The following is a 24,226-nucleotide window of genomic DNA, read 5'->3' as shown; positions in this document are numbered from 1 at the left end:
AAGGACCCAGCCGATGATCTTCTATGATTGTTCAACAGCGCCAAACCCCCGCCGGGCCCGCATGTTTATCGCCGAAAAGGGGATCGACATCGAAACGCGCGAGGTCTCGATTGCCAAGGGTGAGCAGCTGGAGGATGCGTTTCTGGCGGTGAACCCGCGCGCGACCCTGCCGGTTCTTGTGACGGACGAGGGCGCGGTCCTGACGGAAAACCTGGGAATCGCGGCCTATCTTGAGGCGAGCTTTCCCGAACCGCCCCTGATGGGGCGTACACCTGACGAAAAAGGCCAGGTGTTAATGTGGCACGCCCTTGTCGAACAACAGGGCGGGGCCCCGATTGCCGATGCGCTGCGCAACACGCATCCGGCCTTCAAGGATCGCGCCATTCCGGGGCCGGTCGATTACGCCCAGATCCCTCAACTGGCGGAACGTGGTGCGGCACGTGTCGGGGCGTTTTTTGACTTGCTTGAGGGCAGATTGGCCGAGAGCCCCTTTGTCGCCGGGGATACCTTCAGCCTCGCCGATATCTCGACCTTCGTTTTCGTCGATTTCGCGCGCGTGATCAAAATGCGGATACCCGAGGGCAATACCGCCACGCAAACGTGGTTTCACACGGTTCAATCCAGGCCCAGCGCCAGTCTTTGAAAGCAGCCAAAACAGGCGGGTGTCTGATTGGGTCGATTACTGTACAGAAATGTCTAGACAGAAGTGAACAGTGCCACTAGCGTCTTTCCAGGTTCTGATTAGGGGAGGTCGGGATGAAATCCCAATACCGTGTCGTGGTCATCGGGGGCGGCGTTGTTGGCGCCTCGGTTCTGTATCATCTGGCCAAATTCGGCTGGTCGGATGTTGTGATGCTGGAACGGCGGCGGCTCGCCTCGGGCTCGTCCTGGCACGCGGCGGGTGGCATCCATGCGCTGAACGCGGATCCGAATATGGCCTCGCTACAGGCCTATACCATCGACCTGCTCAGCGAGATTGAAAAGGAATCGGGCCAGAATATCGGGTTGCACATGACCGGCGGCCTGACGCTGGCTGGCACGCCCGAACGGTGGGAGTGGTTGCAGGCCAATTACCGTATCTTCCAGTCTATCGGGATCGATGACTGCGAGTTGCTGACCCCGCAAGAGGCACAGAAACGCTGCCCGATCATGTCCACCGAAGGCGTTCTGGGCGCAATGTGGGCGGATCGCGAGGGGTATATCGACACCACCGGCACCGTTCAGGCTTATGCGACGGCTGCCAAGAAACGCGGGGCCGAATACTACGAGGAAACCAAGGTCGAAAGCCTGACGCAGACAGCGGATGGTTGGGAAGTGGTGACAGATAAGGGCACGATTACCTGCGAACACGTGGTCAACGCCGCTGGCCTCTGGGCCAAGCAGGTGGGCCGGATGGCCGGGGTCGAACTGCCGGTTTCGCCCCTGAAGCACCACTATCTGATCACCGACACCGTACCCGAGGTGGCGCAGGCAGAGTTTGAGATGCCGATGACCGTGGACCTCGAAGGGTTCACCTATATGCGGCAGGACCAGAAGGGTGTTCTGGTTGGCATTTATGAGGTCGATCACGAACACTGGGCCATGGATGGCGCGCCGTGGAACTATGGCGAGGAACTGTTTCAGGAGCAGCTCGACCGGATCGAGAACGAGTTGACGCTGGGTTTTGAACGCTATCCCTCGATCCAGAACGTGGGCATCAAGACATGGGTAAACGGCGCGTTTACCTTCTCGCCCGACGGTAACCCTCTGGTCGGGCCGGTGCCGAGCAAGCGGGGCTATTGGTCGGCCTGCGCGGTGATGGCCGGGTTCCTTCAGGGTGGCGGCGTTGGCAAGACGCTGGCCGAGTGGATGATCCATGGCGAACCCGAGGCCGACGCATGGCCGATGGACGTGGCCCGTTACGGAGACTTTGCGCAAAACAAACGCTACATCCGCGAGACGACAGGCCAGTTCTATTCCCGCCGTTTTGTGATGACCTATCCGAACGAACAGCTTCCTGCGGGCCGTCCGTTGAAAATGGCCCCGGCCCATGATGCGATGACCGAGGCGGGCTGCAAATGGGGCGTCAGCTGGGACCTTGAGGTGCCGCTGTATTTTGCGCCGAAAGGGTTCGAAGAGACGCCGACGCTGAAACGCTCGAACGCGCATGACATCGTGGCCGAGGAATGCAAGGTGATCCGTGAGGGTGTGGGCCTGATGGACATCTCGGGCTTTTCCCGGTTCGAGGTCACCGGGCCGAATGCAGAGATCTGGCTGGACAAACTCATGGCCTCGAAACTGCCCGCGCCGGGTCGGGCCAAGCTGGCCCCGATGCTGGGCGAGAACGGACGCCTCAAAGGTGATCTGACCGTCTTGAACTGGGGTGATGGCACCTGGTGGATCATGGGCAGCTACTATCTGCGCGCCTGGCACATGCGCTGGTTCGACGATCACATGATCGACGGGGTTGAGGTCCGCGATCTGGGCGAAGAATACTGCGGGTTCGCCGTGGTTGGCCCGAAATCGCAGGCAGTGGTCGAGAAACTGGCGGAACAGGATATCTCGGGCCTGAAATTCATGGGGTGTGGAGATTTCGACATCGGTTTGGTCCGCGCCCGCGTGGCCCGCATGTCGGTGACGGGCGAGAAGGGGTACGAGATCAACTGCCGCTATGGCGATCACATCAAACTGAGGCGCATGTTGCTGGAGGCCGGGGCCGAGGACGGTATTCGCGAGTGCGGTTTCAACGCAATGCTGTCGACTCGGCTTGAGAAAAGCTTTGGCATTTGGTCCGCCGAGTTCACCCAGGCCTATACCCCCGGCATGACCGGTATGGATCGCTGGATCGACTGGGATAAGAACTTTGTCGGCAAAGACGCTGCCTTGGCCGAGCGCGATGGCAACGGCCCGGCGCAGGTGCAGGTGACGCTGGAGGTGGACGCTTTGGATGCCGATGCCAGCGGCTATGAACCCATCTGGTCGGGCGAGGACCGCGTTGGTTTCGTCACCTCGGGCGGCTATGGCCATTACACTGGCAAGTCGCTGGCAATGGCCTTGGTCAACCGCGACAAGGCCGCGCCGGGTACGGAACTGACCGTGCATGTGGTGGGGGTCGAACGACCCGCGCGGGTGATCGCCCCATCGCCGTATGATCCCCAGGGCAAGGCGATGAGGGGCTGAGGATGATCTCGCAAACCCCTGAGCGTGGCAGGCGACGGCGCGGACGTGGGGCCGAGGCCGCGCCCGCACCCAGTCGCGACGTAAATTACCGCCAATTGCGGAACCCGTTCCCGCAAATGGAGGTGTTCCCCGCCGATCAGATCGCCGACATGCACGAAACGGCCTTGCGCACGTTGGAAGAGCTGGGCGTCAAAGTCCTTTTGCCCGAGGCGCGACGCCTGTTTGCGGCAGGTGGCGCAAAGGTGGATGAAGACAGCGAAATGGTCTTCATCGGGCGCGATATGGTCGAGGCAGCTGTGGCCTCGGCCCCCAAATCGATCGCGTGCCGCGCCGGGGCACGGCGCAGGGATTTTACTTTGGAACTGGGTTCGCTGGTGTTTCAGCCCGGTGCTGGCGCACCCAACGCCACCGATCTGGAACGCGGGCGACGCCCCGCGACCGGGCAAGACTATCTGGAGTTCCTGAAACTCACCCATCATTTCGACGTGTTCCAGATGATCTCGCCCCAGGTCGAGCCGCAGGACATGCCGACCCATTTACGCCATTACTTCACGACCAAGGCGCAGATGGAGTTGACGGACAAGTTCCCCTTCTTCTTCTCGCGCGGGACGCCGCAGGTGATGGATTGCTTTGAAATGCTCTCTACCGCGCGCGGTCTGACGGATGCGGAGTTCCGGGCCAACCCGCACTGCTACACGATTATCAACACCAACAGTCCACGCACGCTGGACATTCCAATGGCGCAAGGCCTGATCGACTTTGCGCGGCATGGGCAGATGTCGATCATCACCCCGTTCACCCTGATGGGCGCGATGGCCCCGATCACCGTGGCAGGCGCAATCACGCTGTCCCATGCCGAGGCACTGGCGGCGCTGACCCTGACCCAACTGGCGGGTCCCGGAGCGCCGGTTTGTTACGGCACCTTCACCAGCAATGTGGACATGAAATCGGGTGCGCCCGCCTTTGGCACGCCTTCGCACTTCCAAGCCTCGCTTGCGGCAGGGCAACTAGCGCGGCATCTGGGTCTGCCATGGCGGTCGGCGGCAGGGTCGGCATCGAATATCAACGATGTGCAGGCCGCCAATGAAAACCAGTTCGGCCTTTGGGGTTGTCTGATGGCTGGTGCGACGGTGATCATCCACTCTGCCGGGTGGCTTGAGGGCGGGTTGACGGTGTCCTTTGAAAAGATGATCTGCGATGCCGAGGTCCTGAACATGGTCGCGGAGCTTTGTGCCGGGGCGCAGGCCGGGACTGCCGAGATCGGCTTTGACACAGCACTGGCCGAGGTCGAGCCCAGCGGCCACTTCTTCGCCTCAAGTCAAACGATGGAGCGCTACAACACCGAATTCTACCAGCCCCACGTTCACGACTACGCCAATTTTGGCACCTGGACCGAGCGGGGGGGCGTTGATGCCAACCATCGCGCGACCGGTGTCTGGAAGGCAATCCTGAACGATTTCAAAGCCCCTGCTGGCGACAGCGACCGGCTGGGTGCCTTACATGATTTCATCGCGCGCCGGACCGCCGAGGGCGGCGCACCGCCGGAGAGTTGAATGAACACCAAACCAATTCTGCATCGGGATGATCCACTGGCTGAACCCTTGGTCGGCAACATCAAGGTCACGCGCGACGACTGGCTGAATGTGGCCATGGACGTGCTGATCTCGGACGGTGTGGACCAGATCAAGGTCCTGAACCTGGCCGAGCGCATGGCAGTCTCGCGCTCGTCCTTCTATTGGTATTTCAAATCCCGGCAGGAGCTTCTGGACGCGCTGCTGTCGCGCTGGCAGGCCACCAACACGGCTGCGTTGGTCGCGCAGGCAGAGGCACCGGCTAGGACGATCACGGCAGCGGTGTGCAATGTGCATCGATGCGTGGTGAACACTGACCTGTTCGATACGGCGCTGGACTTTGCGGTGCGCGACTGGGCGCGCAAATCCGGCAAGGTGCGCCGCGCATTGGATCAATCGGATGCCCGACGATTGCAGGCGCTTCACGCCATGTTCGCGCGTTTTGGCTATTCCGAGATCGAATCCGAGACCCGCGCCCGCGTGCTGTATTACATGCAGATCGGATACGATCTGGCGCAGCTGAACGAGCCGATGGAGACGCGGCTGTCGATGGTTTCGCATTACCTGTACGTATTCACGGGTGTCGAGCCGCGCCCAGAAGAAGTGGAAGAATTCAGCGCCTATTCCAAGCGCTATTGGGAAGGAGACACAGAATGAGCCAACCGGATGCAATCATCATAGGGACCGGAGTGATCGGTGCCGCCATCGCGTTTGAGATGGCCAAGGCTGGATGGAAGACCCTGTCGCTGGATCGCAATGCGCAGGTCGGGCACGGCTCGACCGCAGGGTCTTGTGCGATCATTCGGATGCATTATTCGACCTTCGATGGCACGGCCTTTGCGTGGGAGGGCTATCACTACTGGCGCGATTGGGCCGAATATCTGGGCCTGCCGTCAGATGCCAATCTGGCGCAGTTCCGTGAAACGGGCTGTCTGGTGATGAAAACCGATGCCAATGGCATGCTGGAAAAGCACATGAAGAACAGCGCCGATCTGGATTGCCCGTTCGAGGAATGGTCGCCCGACAAGGTTGTTGAGCGCCTGCCGGTCTATTCGCTGGACAGTTTCGCGCCCGCGCGCCGCATGGACGACCCTGAGTTCGGCCAACCCAATGGCCGCAAGATGCAGGGCGGTGTGTACTGGCCACAAGCGGGGTACGTGACCGACCCGGCACTGTCGGCGCAGAACCTGATGGACGCGGCCAAACAACATGGGGCCGAGGTTCGCACTGGGGCCGAGGTGGTCGAAATCCTGACCGACGGCGGTCGTGTGGCCGGGGTCAAGCTGGCCTCGGGCGAGGAAATCCGCGCCAAAGTGGTGGTGAACGTGGCGGGGCCGGGATCGGCCATCATCAACAAACTGGCGAAAGTGCTGGACGATATGACCATCGAAACCCGCCCCCTGCGGCAAGAGGTGGTGCATGTGCCCGCCCCCGAGGGGTTCGATTTCGAAAACGACGGCACCATCGTCTCGGACAGCGACATCGCTTGTTATTGCCGCCCCGAGCATGGCAACCACATCCTTGTCGGCTCAGAAGACCCGGAATGCGATCCGCATCAGTGGTGCGAGGATGACATCCACTACAACCGCGATTTCACCGACCAGTGGACCACGCAGGCCATGCGCTACGCTCAGCGTGTGCCCAGCCTTGGCATTCCGTCCAAGACCCGTGGCGTGGTTGACCTGTATGACGCCTCGACCGACTGGATTCCGATCTATGACAAGTCCAGCCTTCCGGGATTCTATATGGCCTGCGGCACCAGCGGGAACCAGTACAAGAACGCTCCGATCGCCGGGAAGATGATGACCGCCCTGATCGATTATTGCGAGGGCGGAGCGGACCACGACGCCGAACCGCTTCAGTTTGAACTGCCCTACATCAAACGCATGATCGATGTCGGCTTTTATTCGCGCAAACGCCCGATCAACGAGGAAAGTAGTTTCTCGGTTCTGGGCTAGAAAGGCGACCAAATGTTCTGAATGACTGGTGGCCCGATTTCTAGCGGGTCACACCTTGGTCAATATGCTGGTCATTGCCGCGCGATGGAAACACGACGCGGTCCCCGTCAGTGTGCGAAAGCAACCCAGGCCCAGGCCATGGCGATGTAGGTCAGATTGTGCATCAACTGGTCCAGACCTGCCGCGCGCCAGAATGCGGGCTGGTTGGGCTCTAGCCGTTTTTTGTCGGAATAGCTGGCTTTGGCGTAGTCGATATTGAAGTGAATAAACCACTCAAGCGCGCCGATGATCAGGATAAAGGCCAACGGCGTGCCAAAAATCAGAAAGACAATGATCGAGCCAACAACATGCACAGCGGCATGCTGCGCACGGCCCATGTGAAGATATTCACCCCGACCGGACAACATTTTCGGTGTTTGTAAGTAATAGTCAGCGAACATATGTTTGATCTGCAACAAGCAGAGCATGACAAACACTGCGCCAAAACTGGCAGTCAAAAGTTCCCTCCCGAAATCGTCCTTCAGCGGATACTAGGCGTGAATGCGTCAATTGGTAAATGAAGTAGTTCACATTTGGCAAAGAAATCTGAGGCTCGAAAACGTGTTTGCGAAATTTTGCTGGGATTGTGTAGATTTATACTGTTCAGTTTTCCGGCATATCGCCAATCATGAGTTTTGAGTACAAGCAGGGGCAGGTTCCATAGAGCGCACGATCTTTCGTTTTATCTGGAAGTATTCCAAACGCGACCAGCTGATCCTGCTGGCCGTGACCTCGACGCTGTTTCCCTTGCTGTACCTGACGTTGGAACTGCCCAAACGCATCATCAACGATGCCATCGGTGCCAGCAGCGATATTGTGGATGTCTGGGGATACAGCCTGCCGCAGACCAATTTCCTGATCATCCTGTGTTTTGCCTTTCTTGCGGCGGTTCTGGCCCATGGCCTGATGAAGATGCGCATCAACACCATGAAAGGGGTGCTGAGCGAACGGATGCTGCGGCGCTTTCGCTATCAGTTGATCAGCCGTGCCTTGCGTTTCCCGCAGCCCTATTTCGAGCGGGTCAGTCAGGGCGAGATGGTGTCGATGATCACCGCCGAAAGCGAGCCGATGGGCGGGCTGATGGGGGATGCGATCAGCCAGCCGGTTCTGCAGGCGGGGCAGATGATTACCATCCTGTCCTTCCTGTTCCTGCAAAGCGTCTGGTTCGGTCTGGCGGCGGTGGCTCTGATCCCCTTGCAGGCCTGGTTGATTCCGAAATTGCAGCGCCAGATCAACCTGTTGAACAAAAAACGCATACAAGAGGTGCGCGTGCTGGCCGCCCAGATTGGCGAGAACGCCGCCGGTGCCTCGACCCTGCGCGCCAATGGTGGCTGGCGCTATCGTCGCGCGATGATCTCGGATCAGTTGGGGCGGTTGTTCGGGATCCGGTTCGAGATCTATCAGAAGAAGTTCTTTATGAAGTTTATAAACAACTTCATCTCGCAACTGACGCCGTTCATGTTCTATCTGGTTGGCGGCTTGCTGGTGCTGCAGGGTTCGGTCTCGCTCGGGGCACTTGTGGCGGCTTTGGCAGCGTATAAAGACCTGAGCTCGCCGTGGAAGGAACTGCTGACCTATTACAACCAGACGCAGGATATGTCGCTGCGCTGGGACGTTGTGATCGAACGCTTCGCGCCTTCGGGAATGCAGGATGAGAGACTATTCGAGGGTGAGCCACAGGCACGCCCGCATCTGAACGGCGACATCGTTCTGGATCACGTCTCGGTCCGCGATATGGACGGCAATCAGGTGCTGGACGATCTGAACCTGACGTTCCCGGGCGGCAAGATCATCGGCATCGCGGCCCCAAGCGAAGAAGATCGGCGCGCCGTAAGCGAATTGCTGACGCGCGAGATTCTGCCCAGCGCGGGCAAGGTGGCAATCGGTGAACATAATCTGTCCGAGCTTCATCAGGGTGTGGTGGCGGCGCGGATCGGCTATGCCTCGTCCCGGCCAGTCATGTTTCAGGGCACGCTGGGTGACAATGTCATGATGCCGATGCGGTTCAAGCCCTTGTCCGATCAGACGGATGATCCGGATTTTGCCGAAACCTTGCGGGCGGGCAACAGCGACGATCCGTTCCAGACCGAATGGCTGGACCCGTCCCTTGCCGGTTTGCAGGACGCCAGCGAGTTGCGGGAGTGGTGGTTGAAGCTGATCGATGGAATGGGATCGGGTGCCGCCTTGTTCCAACGCGGGGCCGAGCAGGTCTTTGATCCGGACACCCATCCGGAGCTTGCGCGCAAATTGATCGATCTTCGCCCAAAGGTTCAGGAGGCTGTTCAAAAAGCGGGCCTGACGCAGCAGGCGCTGATCTTTGATCGCCAAAGCTATAACCCCGCGTTGCCGGTGGCCGAAAACCTGTTGTTCGCCACCCCACGCGTTCCGGTGACGCAGGATTTGCTGGCCAAACAGACCGTCTTCCTGGGCCAGTTGCGAGAGTTGGGTCTGGATGAGACGCTGATCGCCTTGACGCGCGACGTGATCGATATGTTGCGGCAGATCTTTGGTCTTGATGGCACCGATCACCCGCTGTTCCGCAAACTGGGGCTTGAGGCCGCAACCTACGAGACTGCTGTCGAACTGGTTGAGCGGACACGGAAAGAGGGTGCCTCGGGTCTGGACGACGAGCAATTGGCCAACCTGCTGGCCGTGCCATTGGTGATTTCCGCGGAACAAATCGGCCCGGCCTTCACGGATGAGCTGAAGAACCGCATTCTCGAACTGCGGCACAGCCATTCCGACAAGCTTTTAGCGCGGTTGCAAGATGTATTCGTTTCACTGGACCCGGATCAGTTCGCCCCCGGTCTGACGGTGATGGAGAACGCGCTGTTCGGCAAAGTCAGCCAGATCGGTGGCGCGCGATCCGATGAGGCCCGCAAGCTGATCGTCGATGTGCTGGCCGAAAACGGCGCGCGGCTTTTGGTTGTCGAGTTGATCTATGACGTTCCGGTTGCGCTGGGCGGTCAGAACCTGCCCGCCGTGTTTGCCGAGCCGCTGGCCTTCACCCGCGCGACGATCAAGAAACCCGACATCCTGATTCTGGAAAACGCGCTGGCCAGCTATGACATGCAGACGCAGGTAGCGGTCTACAAAAACCTGCGCGAACTGATGCCGGACACCACGGTCGTCTATTTGAACGATCAGTTCGAGAATCCGGACGTATTCGACATGTATGTCGAAATCCGGCAAGGTCGTGTGGTCACGGACGAAGGACCTGCGGACGTGGAAGAAGACAGCGCCGCCTCGGCTGACCTTGCGCGCAAGCTGCGCGCCCTGGAACAAACACCTCTGTTTTCCGGCCTGGATCGCAGACAATTGCGTCTGCTGGCCTTTGGTGCGCGTTGGTTCGAGGCGATCCCGGGGCAGGTCGTGTTCCTGAAGGACGATCAGCCGACCGATGGGGCCTATGTGGTTCTGGAAGGTGAGGCGGGCCTGTTCCTTCCGCAACCGGACGGCCCCGATCAACTGATTACCAAGGTGGGACCGGGTGAGCTGGTGGGCGAGTTGGGCCTGATCCGCAAGGAACCCCGCGCGCTGAGCATGGTGGCCGAGACCAAGATGTCCTGCCTGCGCATTGGTGAGGAGGAATTCCTGGCTGTGGTCGAAAACGACGCTGCGACCGCCTTCAAGCTGATGCAGGTGATTGCCGGTTACGTATCGAACTGACCGCTAACCGTCGGGCTTGCAGAAGAGTTCGTACAGCAACCCGATCACCTGCCGTGTGTTCCCATCTGCCAGCGAATAATAGATGGTCTTGCCATCGCGGCGGGTGGACACCAGATTTTCCTCGCGCAGCCGCGCCAGCATCTGGCTGACGGCCGCCTGCCGGATTTGCAGCAGGTCTTCCAACTGCCCAACCGATTTTTCCCCGTCGCCCAAATGGCACAGGATCATTAGACGCCCTTCATGGGCCAGTGTCTTGAGATAGGCCGCGGCGCTTGCCGCGTTTTCTTTCATATTTGCCGACGTATCAGGGGTTTCGTCGGTTAGTTCATTCAGGGTCACGGGTAGGCCACTTGTCCGATTGGGGTTGGCGCAATATGCCCCAACCCATACGGGCTTGTCACCCCTCGGTGGCGGGGGCTCCGCCCTGAAAGGCGTTGCCGTTGGCATAATCGCAGGGGTCTTCCTGCATTTGCAGGTGCAACCCGTCCCCGGTGTACGGGTGCGCGCGGGCCAGATCTTCGTTGACTTCGATCCCCAGACCGGGCGCGCTTGGTGGCGTGACAAAGCCGTCTTCGACCCGGATTGCGCCATTGATCAACTGATCATGGAACGGTGTTTCGATGGTTTCCAGCAACAGAAGATTCGGAATTGATGCGGCCAGATGCGTATTCGCGGCCCACTCCACCGGACCGGCATAAAGATGCGGGGCCATCTGCGCGTTGAAGACCTCGGCCATGGCGGCGACCTTCTTCATCTCCCATATCCCGCCAGCGCGGCCCAGGGCGGGTTGCAGAATCTCGGCGGCACCGGCGCGCAAAACTGCACCGAATTCGGCCTTGGTGGTCATGCGCTCGCCGGTTGCGACCGGGATGCGCACGTTGCGGGCGACGCGGGCCATATCCTCGATATTGTCCGGCGGGGTGGGTTCTTCGAACCACAGCGGCGAATAGGGTTCCAACGCCTGCCCCAACCGGATTGCGCCCGCCGTGTTGAACTGACCATGGGTGCCGAACAACAGGTCGGCTTTGTCTCCAACCGCTTCACGGATCGCTTTGCAGAACGCCACGGACATTGAGATGTCGGACATCGCGGGCATATGCCCACCCCGGATCGTATAAGGGCCAGCCGGGTCGAACTTGACCGCGGTATAGCCGCGCCGGACCATTTCAGCGGCGCATTCCCCGGCCTGATCCGGAGCGGTCCAGAAATCATTCAGGTTATGCTGGGGCAGGGGATACAAGTAGGTGTAAGAGCGGATGCGTTCGTTCATCAGCCCGCCCAGCAAGGCATAGACAGGCCGGTCCCGATCCTTGCCCAGAATGTCCCAGCAGGCGATCTCGAGCCCCGAGAACGCGCCCATGACGGTCAGGTCCGGGCGCTGGGTGAAACCGCTGGAATAGGCGCGGCGGAACATCAACTCGATATTCTCGGGGTTTTCGCCCAGCATGTGCCGTTCGAACACATCGCGGATCACGTGGCGCATGGCCTCGGGGCCGATGGATGAGGCATAGCATTCGCCCCAACCGGTAATGCCTGTGTCGGTGGACACTTTGACCAGTATCCAATAGCGCCCGCCCCATCCCGGTGCGGGTGGCGCTGTGACAATGATATCGAGGTCCTGCAGTTTCATCCCGTGCCCTCCGGCCCTGTGGGTTTGACGTGTCGACGCGTGCGCTGCACCGAACTGTTTCAGCCACGGTGGCGCGGGAAGATGCAGGCCGCAAGGCGGAAATCGTCAGTTTGATGTCGCTGTTACGCCCTGGACCGGGCGGGCGCGCAAAAACAGCACACAACCTGCCAGCATCAGAACCAGCGCCAGAAGGAACGGTGCGCCAGGCAGGTATATAAGTGTGTCGGGTCTGATGAACTGCGCGAAGATGCTGGTCATCAGCAGGGGTGAGATGACCATCGACAAGGCATGCAGCGAAGTCAGGACACCCTGCAATTCCCCCTGTTGCGAATCCGGCGTGGCGCGCGACATCATTGCCTGCAGTGCAGGAGTAATGACGGCCCCGATGGCGGTGATCGGGATCAGCATCAGGGCGATCAGGCCGTTGGTCAGAAAACCCAGAATGCCAAAGCTGACGATTTCGAAAACCATCCCGTATATGATTGTCACCCGTTCACCCAGATAGCGGGTGGCAGGGCGGATCAACCCGCCCTGAACGGCTGCCATAGCAAGGCCGTACACGCCCAATGACACGCCGATCATCTGCGGGGACCATCCGAACCGCTCGGTCGTGAAATAGGCCCAGATGGCCGGATAGACATAGATCGACACCGAGTAGAGGAAATAGACCCACAGCAAGGGGCGAATGCCGGGCAGGGCGGCAATAGCCTTCAACGAATTGATCGGGTTCGCGCGCCTCAGACTGAAGGCCCGGCGGGTCTTGTCCGTTACCGTTTCCGGCATCACGAACAAGCCAATGGCAAAGGTCAGTGCAGACAGGGCCGCAGCCGCCCAAAAAGGCGCGCGGGTGCCGTATTCGCTCAGCAACCCGCCCACGACAGGGCCCAGCACAAAACCGACGCCAAAAGCCGCGCCCAACAGCCCGAAATTCGCCGCCTTGTCCTGCGGTTTCGAGACGTCGGCCATGAAGGCGGCCGCCGTTGAATGCGTGGCCGCCGTGATCCCGCCGACGATACGGCCCGCCAGAAGCAGCCATATACTGCCCGCCAGCGCCATGACCACATAGTCCAACGCCATGACAAACAGGGATACCAGCAGAACGGATCGGCGTCCGTAAGCATCGGACAAATTACCCAGAATCGGCCCGAACACGAACTGCATCGCGGCAAAGGCGGTGCTGAGGATGCCACCCCACACCGCCGCATTGGCCAGCGTACCGCCCTGAACCTCGACAATCAGTTGGGGCATGATCGGCATGACCAACCCTATGCCCATTGCGTCGATCATGACGATGGAAAGAACAAAGACAAAAGGCAGGCGCATCAGAACCGTCTCGTCGTTTCAACCCTCGCACCCTAGGCGGGGTTACTACGTTAGGAAAGAGTTGCCCGAGGTCATCTATGTTTCGTCATGCGACAATTGCTGTTTCAGATCAGACAGGATGTTGGCCAGTTGATCCGGGTGCGAAAAGAAGGCCGAATGCCCCGAGTGGATGGTGCGTCGGAACGCGGGCGGGATGCCCTCACTCATCTTGCACTGATACTCAAACGGTACTGTGTGGTCATCGCTGGTGGCGATATAGGCGCGCGGGACCTTTTGGTAGCGCGCGCCAAGATGCAAGGGCGTATCTTGCGGACGAATGGCCTGAGGACACAAGCGGCCAAAGGCGTAGGGCGTGATGTCCGGGTCGCAGTCGTGGTAGAACAGCTCTCTCACGCAGTCCGGACGGACGGTATAGGACAGCCCGTCGGCGGATTTTTCCACCGCGTCGGCAATCGTCTGGCTGGGTCCGCGGCGGCGCATTTCGACCATCGACAGACCGTCCTGCGGGACATAGGCGCTGAGGTAGATCAGCGCGCGCATGGCATCCGGCTGCGCCTCGGCCGCGGCGCTGATGGGATACCCGCCCCACGAATGGCCCACGATGATCGTTTCCGGGGTTGTCGCCGACAGGATAGAATCCCTGCACCCATCCAGCGTGACATCTGCGATGGGGGTTGGATCAGCGCCATGGCTGGGCATGTCGATAGCGCGGACCGAGTGGCCGAGGGATTCCAGCACGGGAATCAGGTCGCGCCAACACCACGCGCCGTGGCAAGACCCGTGGACCAAAAGGAAATCAGCCATGTATTGGCTCCTTCAAATATGCCCGATACCGGTCAAGAATTCGTTCAGCAAAGCTGCGTAGTCTTCAGGTTTTTCCACGCAGGGCAGATGGCCCGCCCTGCGCATCAGTTTAAAATCTGCGCCCGGGATCAACTCGACCGTCTCGCGCACCAAATCCGGTGGGGTCGAGCCGTCCTCGCTGCCGGCGATGCCCAAGGTAGGCAGCCGCAAGCCGCTGGTGGGCGTATAAAAATCCGTGCCCGCAATGGCCGCGCAGCATCCAAGATAGCCTTCGACCGGCTGCCCAACCATCATATCTCGCCACGGCAGATGTTTCTGCGCTGCCCGGAAATCCCGGGAGAACCAGCGCTCCATCGTGGCATCGGCCAATGCTTCGATACCGCCCTGTTGCACGGCCTGTATCCGATCCTGCCAAATTGGCGGGTTGCCGATCTTGGCTGCGGTGTTCGACAAGACCAGCGCGCGGACCTGATCCATGCGTTTGACGGCCAGACCTTGCGCAATCATACCACCGATGGACAGACCGACAAAGACACAGTCGCGCACCTCAAGGTGATCCAGCAACCGTTCGACATCCCGAATCAGGGCACCCATGGAATAAGGGCCACGCGGGACTGAGGATTGCCCATGCCCGCGTTTGTCATACCGAATGATCCGCAGCCCGGCGGGCAGATGGGGCAGCATTGCGTCCCAAAGATGCAGATCGGTGCCCAGCGAATTGGCAAAGACAATAGGGGTGCCATCCGGGGCGCCATCGATCCGGTAATGCAGCTTTACATCGCCAAAATCCGCGCAGGTCATGCGTTTGATCCTTCTGTCCGTGTCGATGTTTTGCACAGAACTGTGGCGATTGTCAGGTCAGGAATTCCAACGCCTTTGCAAATACTTCCGGGTCGGCGTTTCCACCGGATGCCACCACGATCACGGCGTCACCTTCGATCTCGTCTGTCCGGAACAGGGCCGAAGCCAGCGCCACGGCCCCGCCTGGTTCCAGCACGACTTTCAGGCGTAGGAAGGCCAAGGCCATGGCACGCAGCGCCTCGTCCTCGGTGATCGACAGGCCGGGGCCGCAAAGGCGTTTGAGAATCGGGAAGGTAATTTCACCCGGCTGCGGGGTCAGAATCGCATCGCAAATATTGCCCGAGGTCGCCGCGTTCTTCTGGATCTGCCCCGTTGCCAAAGAGCGTTTTATGTCATCGAACCCCTCGGGCTCACACGGGCGGGGGCGCAGGTCGGGGGCGTGTTTCTCCAGCGCCAGCGCGATGCCCGAGGTCAGACCGCCACCGCCGCAACATACCAGCACATCAGCCTGAGTAACGCCCAACGCTTTGGCCTGACGTGCGATCTCAAGGCCCACCGTGCCTTGGCCGGCGATGACCTGAGGTTCGTCATAGGGGCGGATCAGGGTCAGCCCGCGATCCGAGGCCAAAGCCTCGCCAATCTCTTCACGGCTCTCGCTCGCGCGGTCATACAATACCACCTCGCCCCCCAAAGCACGTGTGTTGTCGATCTTCAACTGCGGCGCGTCCGAGGGCATGACGATCACTGACGCCACGCCATGTTTCGACGCAGCCATGGCAATGCCCTGCGCATGGTTGCCCGAGGAATAAGCGATCACCCCGCGCTGCCGTTGATCCGGTTTCAGCGCCGAGATGGCCGACCACGCGCCGCGAAATTTGAAACTGCCGGTGTGTTGCAGGCACTCGGGCTTCACCAGAACACGTCGACCCGCGATCTGGTCCAGAAAGGGCGAGGTCAGAATCGGGGTTTCCCGAGCATGTCCATGCAGCCGTTCAGCGGCGGCTTCGATCAGTTCAATCGTACTCATGTCACACTCAGGACCCTGCGAATGATGTCTAAGGATTCGGGTTCATCCAGAAACGGGACGTGCCCGCGATTCGGAATCTCGGCCGAAATCAAGCCGGGGTGGCGGTTGTGCATCTCGGTCAGCGTCTCGGCACCCAGAACATCCGAATTTGCGCCCCTCAGCACGCCTGTTGGAATGTCGCGCAGGGCGTCGAAGAACATCCACATATCCGGGATCGCGCCGGTAGCCGCCTGTTCCAGCAAAGCCGTGCGCAAGGCAGGATCGTAGCGCAGGCTCAGGCCGTCAGAGGTTGCCGCGTACTGGATCTCGGCCTGCGCACGCCAGCGTTCGTATGGAACGCCCGGGAATTGCGGCTCCATCACGGATTGCAGGGACTTGGCGGCTTCGTCATAGGTTTTCGAAACCGGGGTCTTGCCGACGTAATCCATGATCTTGGCGATGCCCGCAGGTTCGATCACGGGGCCCACATCGTTCAGGATCACATGCGTCAAGCGTTCAGGGTGGCTGGCGGCAAGGGCCATGGCGATCAATCCACCGCGTGACGTGCCCAGAATCGCAGCTTTCGGCACATCCAGATGATCCAGCAATTCGATCGCGTCGTGGGATTCGCGAAAGATGTTGTAGTTCATGAAATCCGGATCGTAATCGGACTGCCCGCGCCCCCGGTAGTCCATCATGATCAGGCGTTTGTCGCCAAGGTGCGGCTGCATAAAAGAAAAATCGCGGCTGTTGCGCGTCAATCCCGCCAGACACAGCACCGGTTGACCGGAGCCTGTATCCTCAAAATGAAGCCGCCTGCCGTCTGAGGTCGTGAAATCAGGCATCAAAGCCCCGCCAGTTCGGGGATCGAGGTCAGGTCGGACAGCACATGTGCGGGTGTCCAGGGCAGCCGGTCCATCGGTTCCCCGGCGCGGTTGACCCATGCGGTGACAAAGCCGTATCCGCTTGCCCCGGCAGCGTCCCAGCCGTTCGAACTGACGAACAAGACCTCGTCGCGGGCGCAGCCGAACCTGCCCTGCACCAGATCGTAGACTCGGACATGCGGCTTGAAGACACCAACACTTTCGACCGAAAGCACGTCGTCCAGAACGCCCTCGATCCCGGCCGATTTCACCGCGCCTTCCAGCATCGGGGGCGAGCCGTTGGACAAGATCGCCGATTGCAGGCCGCCATCCTTGAGCGCCTTCAGCATGGCCGGAACTTCGGGGTAGGCTTGCAGTTCCCAGTACAGGTCCAGCAAACGCTGCCGCAGTTTGGCATCCCCTTGCAAACCGGCGGCTTCCAGCGCCCAGTCCAGACCGTCCTGCGTCACATCCCAGAAATCGGCATGGGCATCGGCCACGGCCCGCAACCAGGTGTATTGCAACTGTTTCAGACGCCAATGCCCTGCAACCTCGGGCCAGGTGTCGCGCAATGCCTCAAAGCCGGGCTCGGATGCGGCCTGACGGGCGGCTGCGGCCACGTCGAACAACGTGCCATAGGCATCGAAGATACAAGTTGTGATTGCCATCTGCTCCCCTCCACATTCGGGCGCAGGTTGGCACACAAGGGCAGGGCGTTAAAGGGCGAAGGGTTTACATCATTGTGTAAGCCCCTAGGGTTGGCCGTTCAGTTCCCAAACGGCCCGGAGGCCCCAATGACCGACATCAAACAAGGCGACACGGTTCGCATCCACTACACCGGGACGCTGCTGGACGGAAACGTCTTTGACAGCTCGGACGGGCGCGATCCGCTGGAGTTTGTCGTGGGCTCGGGCCAGATCATCCCCGGTCTGGACAGCGCCATGCCGGGGCTGGCGGTCGGGGACAAAAAGCGGGTCGAGATTGCCTGCGTTGACGCTTATGGCCCGATTAACCCGGCGATGCGGCAGGTTATTCCTCGGGAAGGCATTCCGGATGACATTCCGCTTGAACCCGGTACGCAGTTGCAGATGCAAACCCCGGACGGTCAGGCGCTGCCGGTTATGGTGGTCGAGGCGAATGAGGCGACCGTGACACTGGATGCCAACCATCCATTGGCCGGGCAGGACCTGATCTTCGAGATCGAGGTCGTCTCGGTCAACTGATCGTGGGGCTATCCCAGTAGGGCTTCGATCGCGCCGCGCACCTGCGGCTGCGTAAAGAACACGAACAGCACCAGCAGAGTGGTCAGGGTCAGCAACAGCACGCGGGCGCGTTGGCTCAGGAAGCCCGATTTGCGTCGGGCCGTCCGGGCATTGCTTGCGATGATCTGGTCAAATTTGCTCATGCTGCAATCCCTGCCGCTGAAAGATGGTTAAATCTTGGCGGCGGCAGGGAAAGATATGGTCACATGAAATCGGGCTGTGGCATTCCGAGCACGTGAAAACCGCCATCGACGCGGATAATCTCGCCCGATGTGCAGGCACCCGCGTCAGATGTCAGGTAAACCGCTGTCCCGCCAACAGCCTCCAGCGTGGCGTTCGAACGCATCGGTGCGTTCTGGTCGCAGAACTTGTAGGTCTTGCGCGCGCCGCCGATGGCCGCACCCGCAAGCGTTTTCATCGGGCCGGGTGAAATGGCGTTCACGCGGATGCCTTCGGGGCCCAGATCATTGGCCAGATAGCGCGTTGCCGACTCCAGCGCGGCCTTGGCGACGCCCATGACGTTGTAGTTTGGAACAACGCGGTTCGACCCCTGGTAAGTCAGTGTCAGCAGCGAGCCGCCATTGTCCTTCATCATTGGATAGGCGCGGCGTGCGACCTCGACAAAGGAATAGGCCGAAACGTCCATCGAGTGCTTGAAGTTCGCCCGTGTGGTGTCCAGGAACCGGCCCGCCAGTTCCGACTTGTCGGAATAGGCAATTGCGTGAACCAGAAAATCAATCGTGGGCCAACGCGCGGCCAATTCTGCGAAGGCACGATCCAGCGAGGCGTCATCGGTGACATCCGCATCCACCATGAAATCGCTGCCAAGACTTTCGGCCAGCGGCGCCAACCGCTTGCCGAATGCCTCGCCCTGATAGGTGAATGCCAGCTCTGCACCGGCTTCGTGCATGGCCTTGGCGATGCCCCACGCAATCGAGCGGTCATTGGCGACGCCCATGATCAGGCCGCGCTTACCCTTTAGAAGTTCCGACATCACATTCACCCGTTATACTTTGACAGAATCATGGATCCGTTGGTGCCGCCAAAGCCGAAGCTGTTGGTCATGACACTGTCCAGTCCTGCGTTTTCAACTGTTTTCGTTGCAATTTCACCGGGCAGGATGCCTTCGGCAAGTGTGTCGACATTGATCGACGGAGTAATAAAGTCGTTGTCCAGCATCAGCAGGCAGAAGATCGCCTCAAGCGCGCCAGCCGCGCCCTGCGCGTGGCCGGTCATCGACTTGGTCGAGGAAATCGGCGGTACGTTGCCTTCGCCAAAGATGCGGCGGACGGCTTCGACCTCACCCACGTCACCGACCGGGGTCGAGGTGCCGTGTGCGTTGATGTAGCCCACCTTGCGGCCTTCGGGCAGCGTATCCAGCGCCAGTCGCATGGCGCGCTCTCCGCCTTCTCCGGATGGGGCCACCATGTCGTGACCGTCCGAGGTGGCGGCATAGCCCGTGACCTCGGCATAGATCTTGGCACCGCGCGCCAGCGCATGTTCCAGCTCTTCCAGCACGACGATGCCGCCGCCGCCCGAGATCACGAATCCGTCGCGGTGTTCATCAAACGCGCGTGAGGCTTTTTCGGGCGTGTCATTGTATTTCGAGGACATCGCGCCCATCGCGTCGAACAGGCAGGACAGGGTCCAGTCCAGTTCTTCGCCACCGCCTGCGAACATTACGTCCTGCTTGCCCAGCATGATCTGTTCCGCCGCGTTGCCAATGCAGTGCAGCGACGTCGAGCAGGCCGAGGTGATAGAGTAGTTGATACCCTTGATCTTGAACGCAGTCGCGAGGTTGGCGGAAATCGTCGAACACATGCATTTGGGAACCGCAAAGGGCCCGATCCGCTTGGTTGCGCCGGTTTTCAGAACCGTCTGATGCGCCGTCAGCATGGCGCTTGTGGATGGCCCGCCGGAACCGGCCACCAGACCCGTGCGCGGGTTGATCACCTGGTCTTCGCCCAACCCGGAATCGGCAATCGCCTGGCTCATGGCGATATGGGCATAGGCTGCGCCGGGGCCCATAAACCGCAGGGTGCGCTTGTCCACATGCTCGGCCACGTCGATTTTCAGCGTTCCGGCGATCTGGCTGCGAAAGCCATGTTCGACCATCTGTTCGTTGGCTTCGATGCCGGATTTGCCAGCTTTCAGCGAGGCCAGAACCTCTTGGGCATTGTTGCCGATAGAGGAGACGATCCCCAGACCGGTGACAACTACTCGACGCATGTGCGTGCTCCTTACATTCGGGCCGGTCAGGCTCAGGCTTCGGACAGAACGACTTTCATGTCTTTGACGTCGTAAATCATTTCACCGTCCGCTTCGACGATACCATCCGCGACGCCCATGGTCAGGCGGCGGGTCTGGATCGCCTTCTTGAAATCAATTTTATACGTCAGCATCTTGCGGTCCGGGCGCACCATTCCGGTCAGCTTGACCTCGCCCACGCCGACCGCCATCCCGCGCCCCTGCCAGCCGCGCCAGCCCAGGTTGAAGCCGGTCAGCTGCCACAGGCCGTCCAGACCAAGGCAGCCGGGCATGATCGGGTTGCCGGGGAAGTGACAGTCAAAGAACCACAGGTCTGGCGTAATGTTGAACTCTGCCAGAACATGGCCTTTGCCATGCGCACCCCCGTCAGCCGAAATATCGGTGATCCGGTCCATCATCAGCATCGGCGGGGCGGGCAATTGCGCGTTGCCGGGGCCAAAAAGCTCGCCTCGGGCGCATTTCAGCAGATCGTCTTTGTCAAAGCTGCTCGGGAATTGGGCCATTCTTGCCGCCTCTCCTGCCAGGGGTCAGTTCGTTATATCTGGCCTCGTCTAACACCCGTATGCAAGGTCCTGCAAGAGCGGCAGGCCACGTCATGGTGTTCCAGCGACACTCTTTTCCCTGCACCCGCAAGGTTTTTGCGAATGAATTTCATTTGAAATTCCCGACCAAGCGACCCTATATATATAACCAGCAAGAACGGGTATCGGATTTATGACACCTCAGAGCCGGAACATAGCGACAAATTGGTTGGAAGGCGCGGGTTTGCGCCCGACGCGTCAGCGTGTGGCATTGGCCGAATTGCTGGTTGGGGACGGGCGTCATCGTCACGTGACGGCCGAAAGCCTGTTTGACTCGGCCAAGTCCAATGGCGACGCAGTGTCGCTGGCAACGGTCTACAACACCCTGCGCGCATTTTGCGATGCCGGTGTTTTGCAGGAAATCACGGTGGACGGATCGAAAAGCTATTTCGACACCAACACGCATGACCACCCGCATTTCTTCTGGGAAGATGAAGGTCGCCTGAGCGATGCGCCATCAGAGCAACTGGTCATTCAACGCCTGCCCGAAGCTCCGGAAGGGGTCGAGATCGCCTCGGTCGACGTGGTTATCCGCTTGCGCAAAAAGCAGTAACCTAAAACGCAGTTAGTCTGTCCAGCAGGGTTCGCTCGGCCAGAGCGACTGTTGCATCGACCGGACCTGTCCCGTGCCGGGCCAATACGACAGCCTCGGGCGCATCATTGTCTGTAATCGGAAGGCTGACCAAGGGCTTGGCGTCGTAGCTAAGCGCATTCGAAGGGCTGGCATAGCTAATCGCGATCCCCTCGCCATGTGCGGCAAGGCTGCGTTGAATCTCTAGCGTTGCGGCCCTGTGCGCGACCGTTGGGTTCAGCCCGTTTTGCCGGAACAGGGTCAGCACATGCTGCGCGGACAGGCCTTCCTTGGACAGAATAAGGGGGTCGTTTGCCAACCCTGCCAGCGACACAGTCCCAGCCGACGCCAAGGGATGATCCGGGGGGACAAGGGCGCAAGGCACAGAGTCGAACAGCTTTTGCCGGACAAAACCCGCATCCATGCCCAGATCATAGGTGATGGCAATGTCGATCTGTCCGTCGATGAGGCAGTCCTGCAATCCCTCGAAGCTTTCAACCCGGTAGGACACAGATACATCCGGCATGACCGCCTTCAGGCCCTGCAACGCCGAGGCCAGATGGAAGGGTGCCAGATCGACGAAACAGCCCAACCTCAACTGGGATGAGCCCTGCGACACGGGCGAGGGGCCTTCGATCGCCGCCGCCGCGCTTACCAGCCCTTGTGCCTGTTCGATGAACCGGCGGCCCTGCGGCGTCAAAGCCATGGCCGCCCCGCGCCTGCGGGTGAACAGAGGATAGCCAAGATGCGATTCGACCCGCGTCAGCGCGGTGGACAGCGCCGGTTGCGAGACATTGAGGGCCTGAGCCGCCGCAGACAGGCTGCCATGGCGCCCGATGGCACAGACATAGTCGTACTGGCGCAAGGAAATATATAACATCAGGTTATTTATAACTTCCAAAGATATGATTTGAACAGAAGGCATGGTTGGCATTTAACCGATGCAAACATCAAGGAGGTCGCCATGCCACATCCCCTCGTATCCAAAGAGATGATCGACACTTACCAGACCGACGGCGTTGTCCTGATCAAGGGACTGTTCGCCGATCACGTGGATCAATTGCGCGACGGCGTGGCGGCAAACATGGCAGAGCCTGGGCCCTATGCCTCGGAGAACAGGAAAGAGGGTCAGACCGGCCTGTTCTTTGACGATTACTGCAACTGGACCCGAATTCCGCAGTTTCGCGAGGTGATTGAGAATTCTCCGGCGGCCGAAGTGGCTGCTGATCTGATGCAGTCGAACAGCGTGCAGATGTTCCACGATCATGTGCTGGTCAAAGAGCCCGGAACCTCGATGGCGACGCCCTGGCATCAGGACGGGCCGTATTACTTTGTCGAAGGGCAGCAGACCATCAGCTTCTGGTCACCGCTGGACCCGGTGAAACAGGCCACATTGCGTTGTGTTGCCGGTTCGCATCGCTGGGAGAAAGAGGTTCTGCCGACCCGCTGGGTCAGTGAAGAGGGCTTCTTTCCGGATGAAGGCCAGTACATTCCTGTTCCCGATCCGGATGCCGAGGGCATGAAGATTGTTGAGTTTGAGATGGAGCCGGGCGACGCCGTTGCCTTCAACTATCGCACGCTGCACGGTGCGCGGGGCAATCATTCGGACAGCCGCCGCAGGGCGTTCTCATTGCGGTTGGTTGGGGACGACGCGCGGTATGTGGACCGTCCAGGCCGGACCTCACCCCCATTTCCGGGGCATGACATGGTTCCGGGTCAGCGCCTGCGCGAGGATTGGTTCCCGGTTTTGCTGCAACGCTGATAGGGGGCTCTGCCCCCGCCGCGGCAAGCCGCGACTCCCCCGGGATATTTTTTGCCAGATGAAGAGCGGATCAGAACCACTGGCCGGGTTCCATCAGACCCAGCTCCATCAACTGATCTGACCGCCATTGGAACGGTACTGAGTTACGCCAGCGGAAGCTGGGGATGTCGAAGGTGGAGCCCGCATTGCTTTTCAGGGCTTTTGCAGCGCGGAACGAGCAGATCGCGGCCGTCAGGTTGTGATGCCAGGGGCAGGAATAGGTGTTGTGTTCGGGCTGGTTGAATGTGTGGTCCGGTTGAAGCGTTAGCTCTTCTTCGGCCTTGAACAGGGCGATTCTGTCGATGCGGCGTCGTTCATAGGGGATATGGTCCTCGAACCGCCAGCGCAGACCGCCGGACATGTCGAGTTGACGGTCGAGCGGTTGCCCCGTGGCGTCGTGGCGGGTGTGGGCATAGTAACCGGTACTGTCGAGCATGGCGCTGTTCGGGGCGACGCCATTGGGGAATTGCGTCAGATCATCCGCGTACAGGTCGATCACGTGACACAGCATCGACGCGCGGCGTTCCTCGGTATGGAAGGCCAGCATCTCGCCAATGCTGCGGGTTTCGCAGAACGGGTAGAACAGGTATTCGGCATTGTAGCAGTAATACAGCCAGATACCCGGCGCGGCCTTTGTGATGCGGTTGACCGTGTCGAAGACAACGGACCCCGGGGCGCATTTCAACGTAACGCGGTGCACCTGTTCGCTGATGGCCGCGCTCAGATCGAACTCGGCGGGCATGAAGGCGATCACGGATTTGAACCCCAGGCTCAGATGGTGGTGCAGCGTGCTTTCGACCTCGACCTCATCCTCGGCGAAGACAAGCGCGACGGGGCCTTTGCGCAGGGCGGACTGACCCGATTTCAGAAAGGTATCGAGGGATTCGTACTGCATCGCCTGTTTTCGTTCGCGCCTTGCT

General features: G+C 60.1%; 24 protein-coding genes. 9 read left to right on the top strand and 15 right to left on the bottom strand.

Annotation, left to right across the window (positions count from 1 at the left end; all coding sequences use genetic code 11):
- Positions 1-13 precede the first annotated feature (13 nt).
- From ACR0KJ_RS12920 to ACR0KJ_RS12900, 5 genes are all read left to right on the top strand, one after another.
- Positions 14-643: a glutathione S-transferase gene (locus ACR0KJ_RS12920; RefSeq protein ID WP_170623861.1), complete on the top strand. Its 630-nt coding sequence runs from the start codon at positions 14-16 to the stop codon at positions 641-643.
- A gap of 113 nt (positions 644-756) precedes the next feature.
- Positions 757-3,159, top strand: a complete 2,403-nt coding sequence (locus tag ACR0KJ_RS12915; protein ID WP_480626855.1) for a GcvT family protein — start codon at positions 757-759, stop codon at positions 3,157-3,159.
- A gap of 2 nt (positions 3,160-3,161) precedes the next feature.
- Positions 3,162-4,712, top strand: coding sequence for a trimethylamine methyltransferase family protein (locus tag ACR0KJ_RS12910; RefSeq protein WP_170454486.1), 1,551 nt, complete (start codon positions 3,162-3,164; stop codon positions 4,710-4,712).
- Entirely contained in the window at positions 4,713-5,387 is a 675-nt protein-coding gene (locus ACR0KJ_RS12905; RefSeq protein WP_170454484.1) for a TetR/AcrR family transcriptional regulator, read from the top strand.
- Entirely contained in the window at positions 5,384-6,688 is a 1,305-nt protein-coding gene (locus tag ACR0KJ_RS12900) for an NAD(P)/FAD-dependent oxidoreductase (protein ID WP_480626854.1), read from the top strand. Before ACR0KJ_RS12905 ends, ACR0KJ_RS12900 begins: the two co-directional genes overlap by 4 nt.
- A gap of 107 nt (positions 6,689-6,795) precedes the next feature.
- Here ACR0KJ_RS12900 and ACR0KJ_RS12895 read toward each other — a convergent pair whose 3' ends face one another.
- Positions 6,796-7,155, bottom strand: coding sequence for a DUF3307 domain-containing protein (locus ACR0KJ_RS12895; protein WP_170520733.1), 360 nt, complete (start codon positions 7,153-7,155; stop codon positions 6,796-6,798).
- Positions 7,156-7,399: 244 nt separating this feature from the next.
- Between ACR0KJ_RS12895 and ACR0KJ_RS12890 the strand changes: the two genes are divergently transcribed.
- Positions 7,400-10,396 (top strand): ABC transporter transmembrane domain-containing protein, encoded by a 2,997-nt coding sequence (locus ACR0KJ_RS12890; RefSeq protein ID WP_480626873.1) that lies wholly within the window; start codon positions 7,400-7,402, stop codon positions 10,394-10,396.
- A gap of 3 nt (positions 10,397-10,399) precedes the next feature.
- On the opposite strand, the gene ACR0KJ_RS12885 is transcribed toward ACR0KJ_RS12890, so the two are convergent.
- From ACR0KJ_RS12885 to ACR0KJ_RS12850, 8 genes are all read right to left on the bottom strand, one after another.
- The gene (locus ACR0KJ_RS12885; RefSeq protein ID WP_170623909.1) at positions 10,400-10,687 is read right to left on the bottom strand and encodes a metalloregulator ArsR/SmtB family transcription factor; all 288 of its coding nucleotides are present in this window, start codon (positions 10,685-10,687) and stop codon (positions 10,400-10,402) included.
- Positions 10,688-10,793: 106 nt separating this feature from the next.
- Positions 10,794-12,026: a mandelate racemase/muconate lactonizing enzyme family protein gene (locus tag ACR0KJ_RS12880; protein WP_480626853.1), complete on the bottom strand. Its 1,233-nt coding sequence runs from the start codon at positions 12,024-12,026 to the stop codon at positions 10,794-10,796.
- Positions 12,027-12,131: 105 nt separating this feature from the next.
- Complete coding sequence (locus ACR0KJ_RS12875; protein ID WP_170454478.1) at positions 12,132-13,349, bottom strand: TCR/Tet family MFS transporter; 1,218 nt, start codon at positions 13,347-13,349, stop codon at positions 12,132-12,134.
- A gap of 75 nt (positions 13,350-13,424) precedes the next feature.
- Positions 13,425-14,153 (bottom strand): alpha/beta fold hydrolase, encoded by a 729-nt coding sequence (locus ACR0KJ_RS12870; RefSeq protein ID WP_170632772.1) that lies wholly within the window; start codon positions 14,151-14,153, stop codon positions 13,425-13,427.
- A 12-nt stretch (positions 14,154-14,165) separates the two neighbouring features.
- The gene (gene pcaD, locus ACR0KJ_RS12865; RefSeq protein WP_170454473.1) at positions 14,166-14,954 is read right to left on the bottom strand and encodes a 3-oxoadipate enol-lactonase; all 789 of its coding nucleotides are present in this window, start codon (positions 14,952-14,954) and stop codon (positions 14,166-14,168) included.
- Between the two features lie 52 nt (positions 14,955-15,006).
- Positions 15,007-15,981 (bottom strand): threonine/serine dehydratase family protein, encoded by a 975-nt coding sequence (locus ACR0KJ_RS12860; protein ID WP_170454472.1) that lies wholly within the window; start codon positions 15,979-15,981, stop codon positions 15,007-15,009.
- Positions 15,978-16,805, bottom strand: a complete 828-nt coding sequence (locus tag ACR0KJ_RS12855) for an alpha/beta fold hydrolase (protein WP_170454470.1) — start codon at positions 16,803-16,805, stop codon at positions 15,978-15,980. The genes ACR0KJ_RS12860 and ACR0KJ_RS12855 overlap by 4 nt, the downstream gene beginning before the upstream one ends.
- Positions 16,805-17,491 carry a haloacid dehalogenase type II gene (locus ACR0KJ_RS12850; protein WP_170454468.1) on the bottom strand — a complete coding sequence of 229 codons (687 nt, stop codon included), beginning with the start codon at positions 17,489-17,491 and terminating at the stop codon, positions 16,805-16,807. The genes ACR0KJ_RS12855 and ACR0KJ_RS12850 overlap by 1 nt, the downstream gene beginning before the upstream one ends.
- A 126-nt stretch (positions 17,492-17,617) precedes the next feature.
- Between ACR0KJ_RS12850 and ACR0KJ_RS12845 the strand changes: the two genes are divergently transcribed.
- Positions 17,618-18,046 carry an FKBP-type peptidyl-prolyl cis-trans isomerase gene (locus ACR0KJ_RS12845; protein ID WP_170623842.1) on the top strand — a complete coding sequence of 143 codons (429 nt, stop codon included), beginning with the start codon at positions 17,618-17,620 and terminating at the stop codon, positions 18,044-18,046.
- Positions 18,047-18,054: 8 nt separating this feature from the next.
- Here ACR0KJ_RS12845 and ACR0KJ_RS12840 read toward each other — a convergent pair whose 3' ends face one another.
- The 4 genes from ACR0KJ_RS12840 to fabA are packed head-to-tail and all read right to left on the bottom strand — an operon-like array spanning position 18,055 to position 20,856.
- Positions 18,055-18,228 (bottom strand): hypothetical protein, encoded by a 174-nt coding sequence (locus ACR0KJ_RS12840; RefSeq protein ID WP_170454464.1) that lies wholly within the window; start codon positions 18,226-18,228, stop codon positions 18,055-18,057.
- 59 nt (positions 18,229-18,287) lie between these two features.
- Entirely contained in the window at positions 18,288-19,079 is a 792-nt protein-coding gene (locus ACR0KJ_RS12835) for an enoyl-ACP reductase FabI (RefSeq protein WP_170454462.1), read from the bottom strand.
- Positions 19,080-19,084: 5 nt separating this feature from the next.
- Positions 19,085-20,314 carry a beta-ketoacyl-ACP synthase I gene (gene fabB, locus ACR0KJ_RS12830; RefSeq protein WP_170454460.1) on the bottom strand — a complete coding sequence of 410 codons (1,230 nt, stop codon included), beginning with the start codon at positions 20,312-20,314 and terminating at the stop codon, positions 19,085-19,087.
- Between the two features lie 32 nt (positions 20,315-20,346).
- Positions 20,347-20,856 carry a bifunctional 3-hydroxydecanoyl-ACP dehydratase/trans-2-decenoyl-ACP isomerase gene (gene fabA / locus ACR0KJ_RS12825; protein ID WP_480626852.1) on the bottom strand — a complete coding sequence of 170 codons (510 nt, stop codon included), beginning with the start codon at positions 20,854-20,856 and terminating at the stop codon, positions 20,347-20,349.
- A 211-nt stretch (positions 20,857-21,067) separates the two neighbouring features.
- Between fabA and irrA the strand changes: the two genes are divergently transcribed.
- A complete protein-coding gene (gene irrA, locus ACR0KJ_RS12820; RefSeq protein WP_170454458.1) occupies positions 21,068-21,487 on the top strand; it encodes an iron response transcriptional regulator IrrA in 420 nt (139 codons plus the stop codon).
- 1 nt (position 21,488) lies between these two features.
- Here the strand turns inward: irrA and ACR0KJ_RS12815 are convergent, their stop codons facing one another.
- Positions 21,489-22,385: a LysR family transcriptional regulator gene (locus tag ACR0KJ_RS12815; protein ID WP_480626851.1), complete on the bottom strand. Its 897-nt coding sequence runs from the start codon at positions 22,383-22,385 to the stop codon at positions 21,489-21,491.
- An 84-nt stretch (positions 22,386-22,469) separates the two neighbouring features.
- On the opposite strand from ACR0KJ_RS12815, the gene ACR0KJ_RS12810 reads away from it, so the two are divergent.
- The gene (locus ACR0KJ_RS12810; RefSeq protein ID WP_170454454.1) at positions 22,470-23,267 is read left to right on the top strand and encodes a phytanoyl-CoA dioxygenase family protein; all 798 of its coding nucleotides are present in this window, start codon (positions 22,470-22,472) and stop codon (positions 23,265-23,267) included.
- A gap of 70 nt (positions 23,268-23,337) precedes the next feature.
- Here the strand turns inward: ACR0KJ_RS12810 and ACR0KJ_RS12805 are convergent, their stop codons facing one another.
- Positions 23,338-24,201 carry a glycosyltransferase family 2 protein gene (locus ACR0KJ_RS12805; RefSeq protein ID WP_170454446.1) on the bottom strand — a complete coding sequence of 288 codons (864 nt, stop codon included), beginning with the start codon at positions 24,199-24,201 and terminating at the stop codon, positions 23,338-23,340.
- Positions 24,202-24,226 lie beyond the last annotated feature (25 nt).

This window comes from Ruegeria sp. AD6, assembly GCF_056542325.1.
Note: the sequence above shows the minus strand (reverse complement) of the source record. Positions and strands in the feature narration are given on the sequence as shown.

Coding starts and splice junctions, on each gene's coding strand:
- ACR0KJ_RS12920 (WP_170623861.1), top strand. CDS start 14: ATGATCTTCTATGATTGTTCAACAGCGCCAAACCCCCGCCGGGCCCGC.
- ACR0KJ_RS12915 (WP_480626855.1), top strand. CDS start 757: ATGAAATCCCAATACCGTGTCGTGGTCATCGGGGGCGGCGTTGTTGGC.
- ACR0KJ_RS12910 (WP_170454486.1), top strand. CDS start 3,162: ATGATCTCGCAAACCCCTGAGCGTGGCAGGCGACGGCGCGGACGTGGG.
- ACR0KJ_RS12905 (WP_170454484.1), top strand. CDS start 4,713: ATGAACACCAAACCAATTCTGCATCGGGATGATCCACTGGCTGAACCC.
- ACR0KJ_RS12900 (WP_480626854.1), top strand. CDS start 5,384: ATGAGCCAACCGGATGCAATCATCATAGGGACCGGAGTGATCGGTGCC.
- ACR0KJ_RS12895 (WP_170520733.1), bottom strand. CDS start 7,155: ATGCTCTGCTTGTTGCAGATCAAACATATGTTCGCTGACTATTACTTA.
- ACR0KJ_RS12885 (WP_170623909.1), bottom strand. CDS start 10,687: ATGAAAGAAAACGCGGCAAGCGCCGCGGCCTATCTCAAGACACTGGCC.
- ACR0KJ_RS12880 (WP_480626853.1), bottom strand. CDS start 12,026: ATGAAACTGCAGGACCTCGATATCATTGTCACAGCGCCACCCGCACCG.
- ACR0KJ_RS12875 (WP_170454478.1), bottom strand. CDS start 13,349: ATGCGCCTGCCTTTTGTCTTTGTTCTTTCCATCGTCATGATCGACGCA.
- ACR0KJ_RS12870 (WP_170632772.1), bottom strand. CDS start 14,153: ATGGCTGATTTCCTTTTGGTCCACGGGTCTTGCCACGGCGCGTGGTGT.
- pcaD (WP_170454473.1), bottom strand. CDS start 14,954: ATGACCTGCGCGGATTTTGGCGATGTAAAGCTGCATTACCGGATCGAT.
- ACR0KJ_RS12860 (WP_170454472.1), bottom strand. CDS start 15,981: ATGAGTACGATTGAACTGATCGAAGCCGCCGCTGAACGGCTGCATGGA.
- ACR0KJ_RS12855 (WP_170454470.1), bottom strand. CDS start 16,805: ATGCCTGATTTCACGACCTCAGACGGCAGGCGGCTTCATTTTGAGGAT.
- ACR0KJ_RS12850 (WP_170454468.1), bottom strand. CDS start 17,491: ATGGCAATCACAACTTGTATCTTCGATGCCTATGGCACGTTGTTCGAC.
- ACR0KJ_RS12845 (WP_170623842.1), top strand. CDS start 17,618: ATGACCGACATCAAACAAGGCGACACGGTTCGCATCCACTACACCGGG.
- ACR0KJ_RS12840 (WP_170454464.1), bottom strand. CDS start 18,228: ATGAGCAAATTTGACCAGATCATCGCAAGCAATGCCCGGACGGCCCGA.
- ACR0KJ_RS12835 (WP_170454462.1), bottom strand. CDS start 19,079: ATGTCGGAACTTCTAAAGGGTAAGCGCGGCCTGATCATGGGCGTCGCC.
- fabB (WP_170454460.1), bottom strand. CDS start 20,314: ATGCGTCGAGTAGTTGTCACCGGTCTGGGGATCGTCTCCTCTATCGGC.
- fabA (WP_480626852.1), bottom strand. CDS start 20,856: ATGGCCCAATTCCCGAGCAGCTTTGACAAAGACGATCTGCTGAAATGC.
- irrA (WP_170454458.1), top strand. CDS start 21,068: ATGACACCTCAGAGCCGGAACATAGCGACAAATTGGTTGGAAGGCGCG.
- ACR0KJ_RS12815 (WP_480626851.1), bottom strand. CDS start 22,385: ATGTTATATATTTCCTTGCGCCAGTACGACTATGTCTGTGCCATCGGG.
- ACR0KJ_RS12810 (WP_170454454.1), top strand. CDS start 22,470: ATGCCACATCCCCTCGTATCCAAAGAGATGATCGACACTTACCAGACC.
- ACR0KJ_RS12805 (WP_170454446.1), bottom strand. CDS start 24,201: ATGCAGTACGAATCCCTCGATACCTTTCTGAAATCGGGTCAGTCCGCC.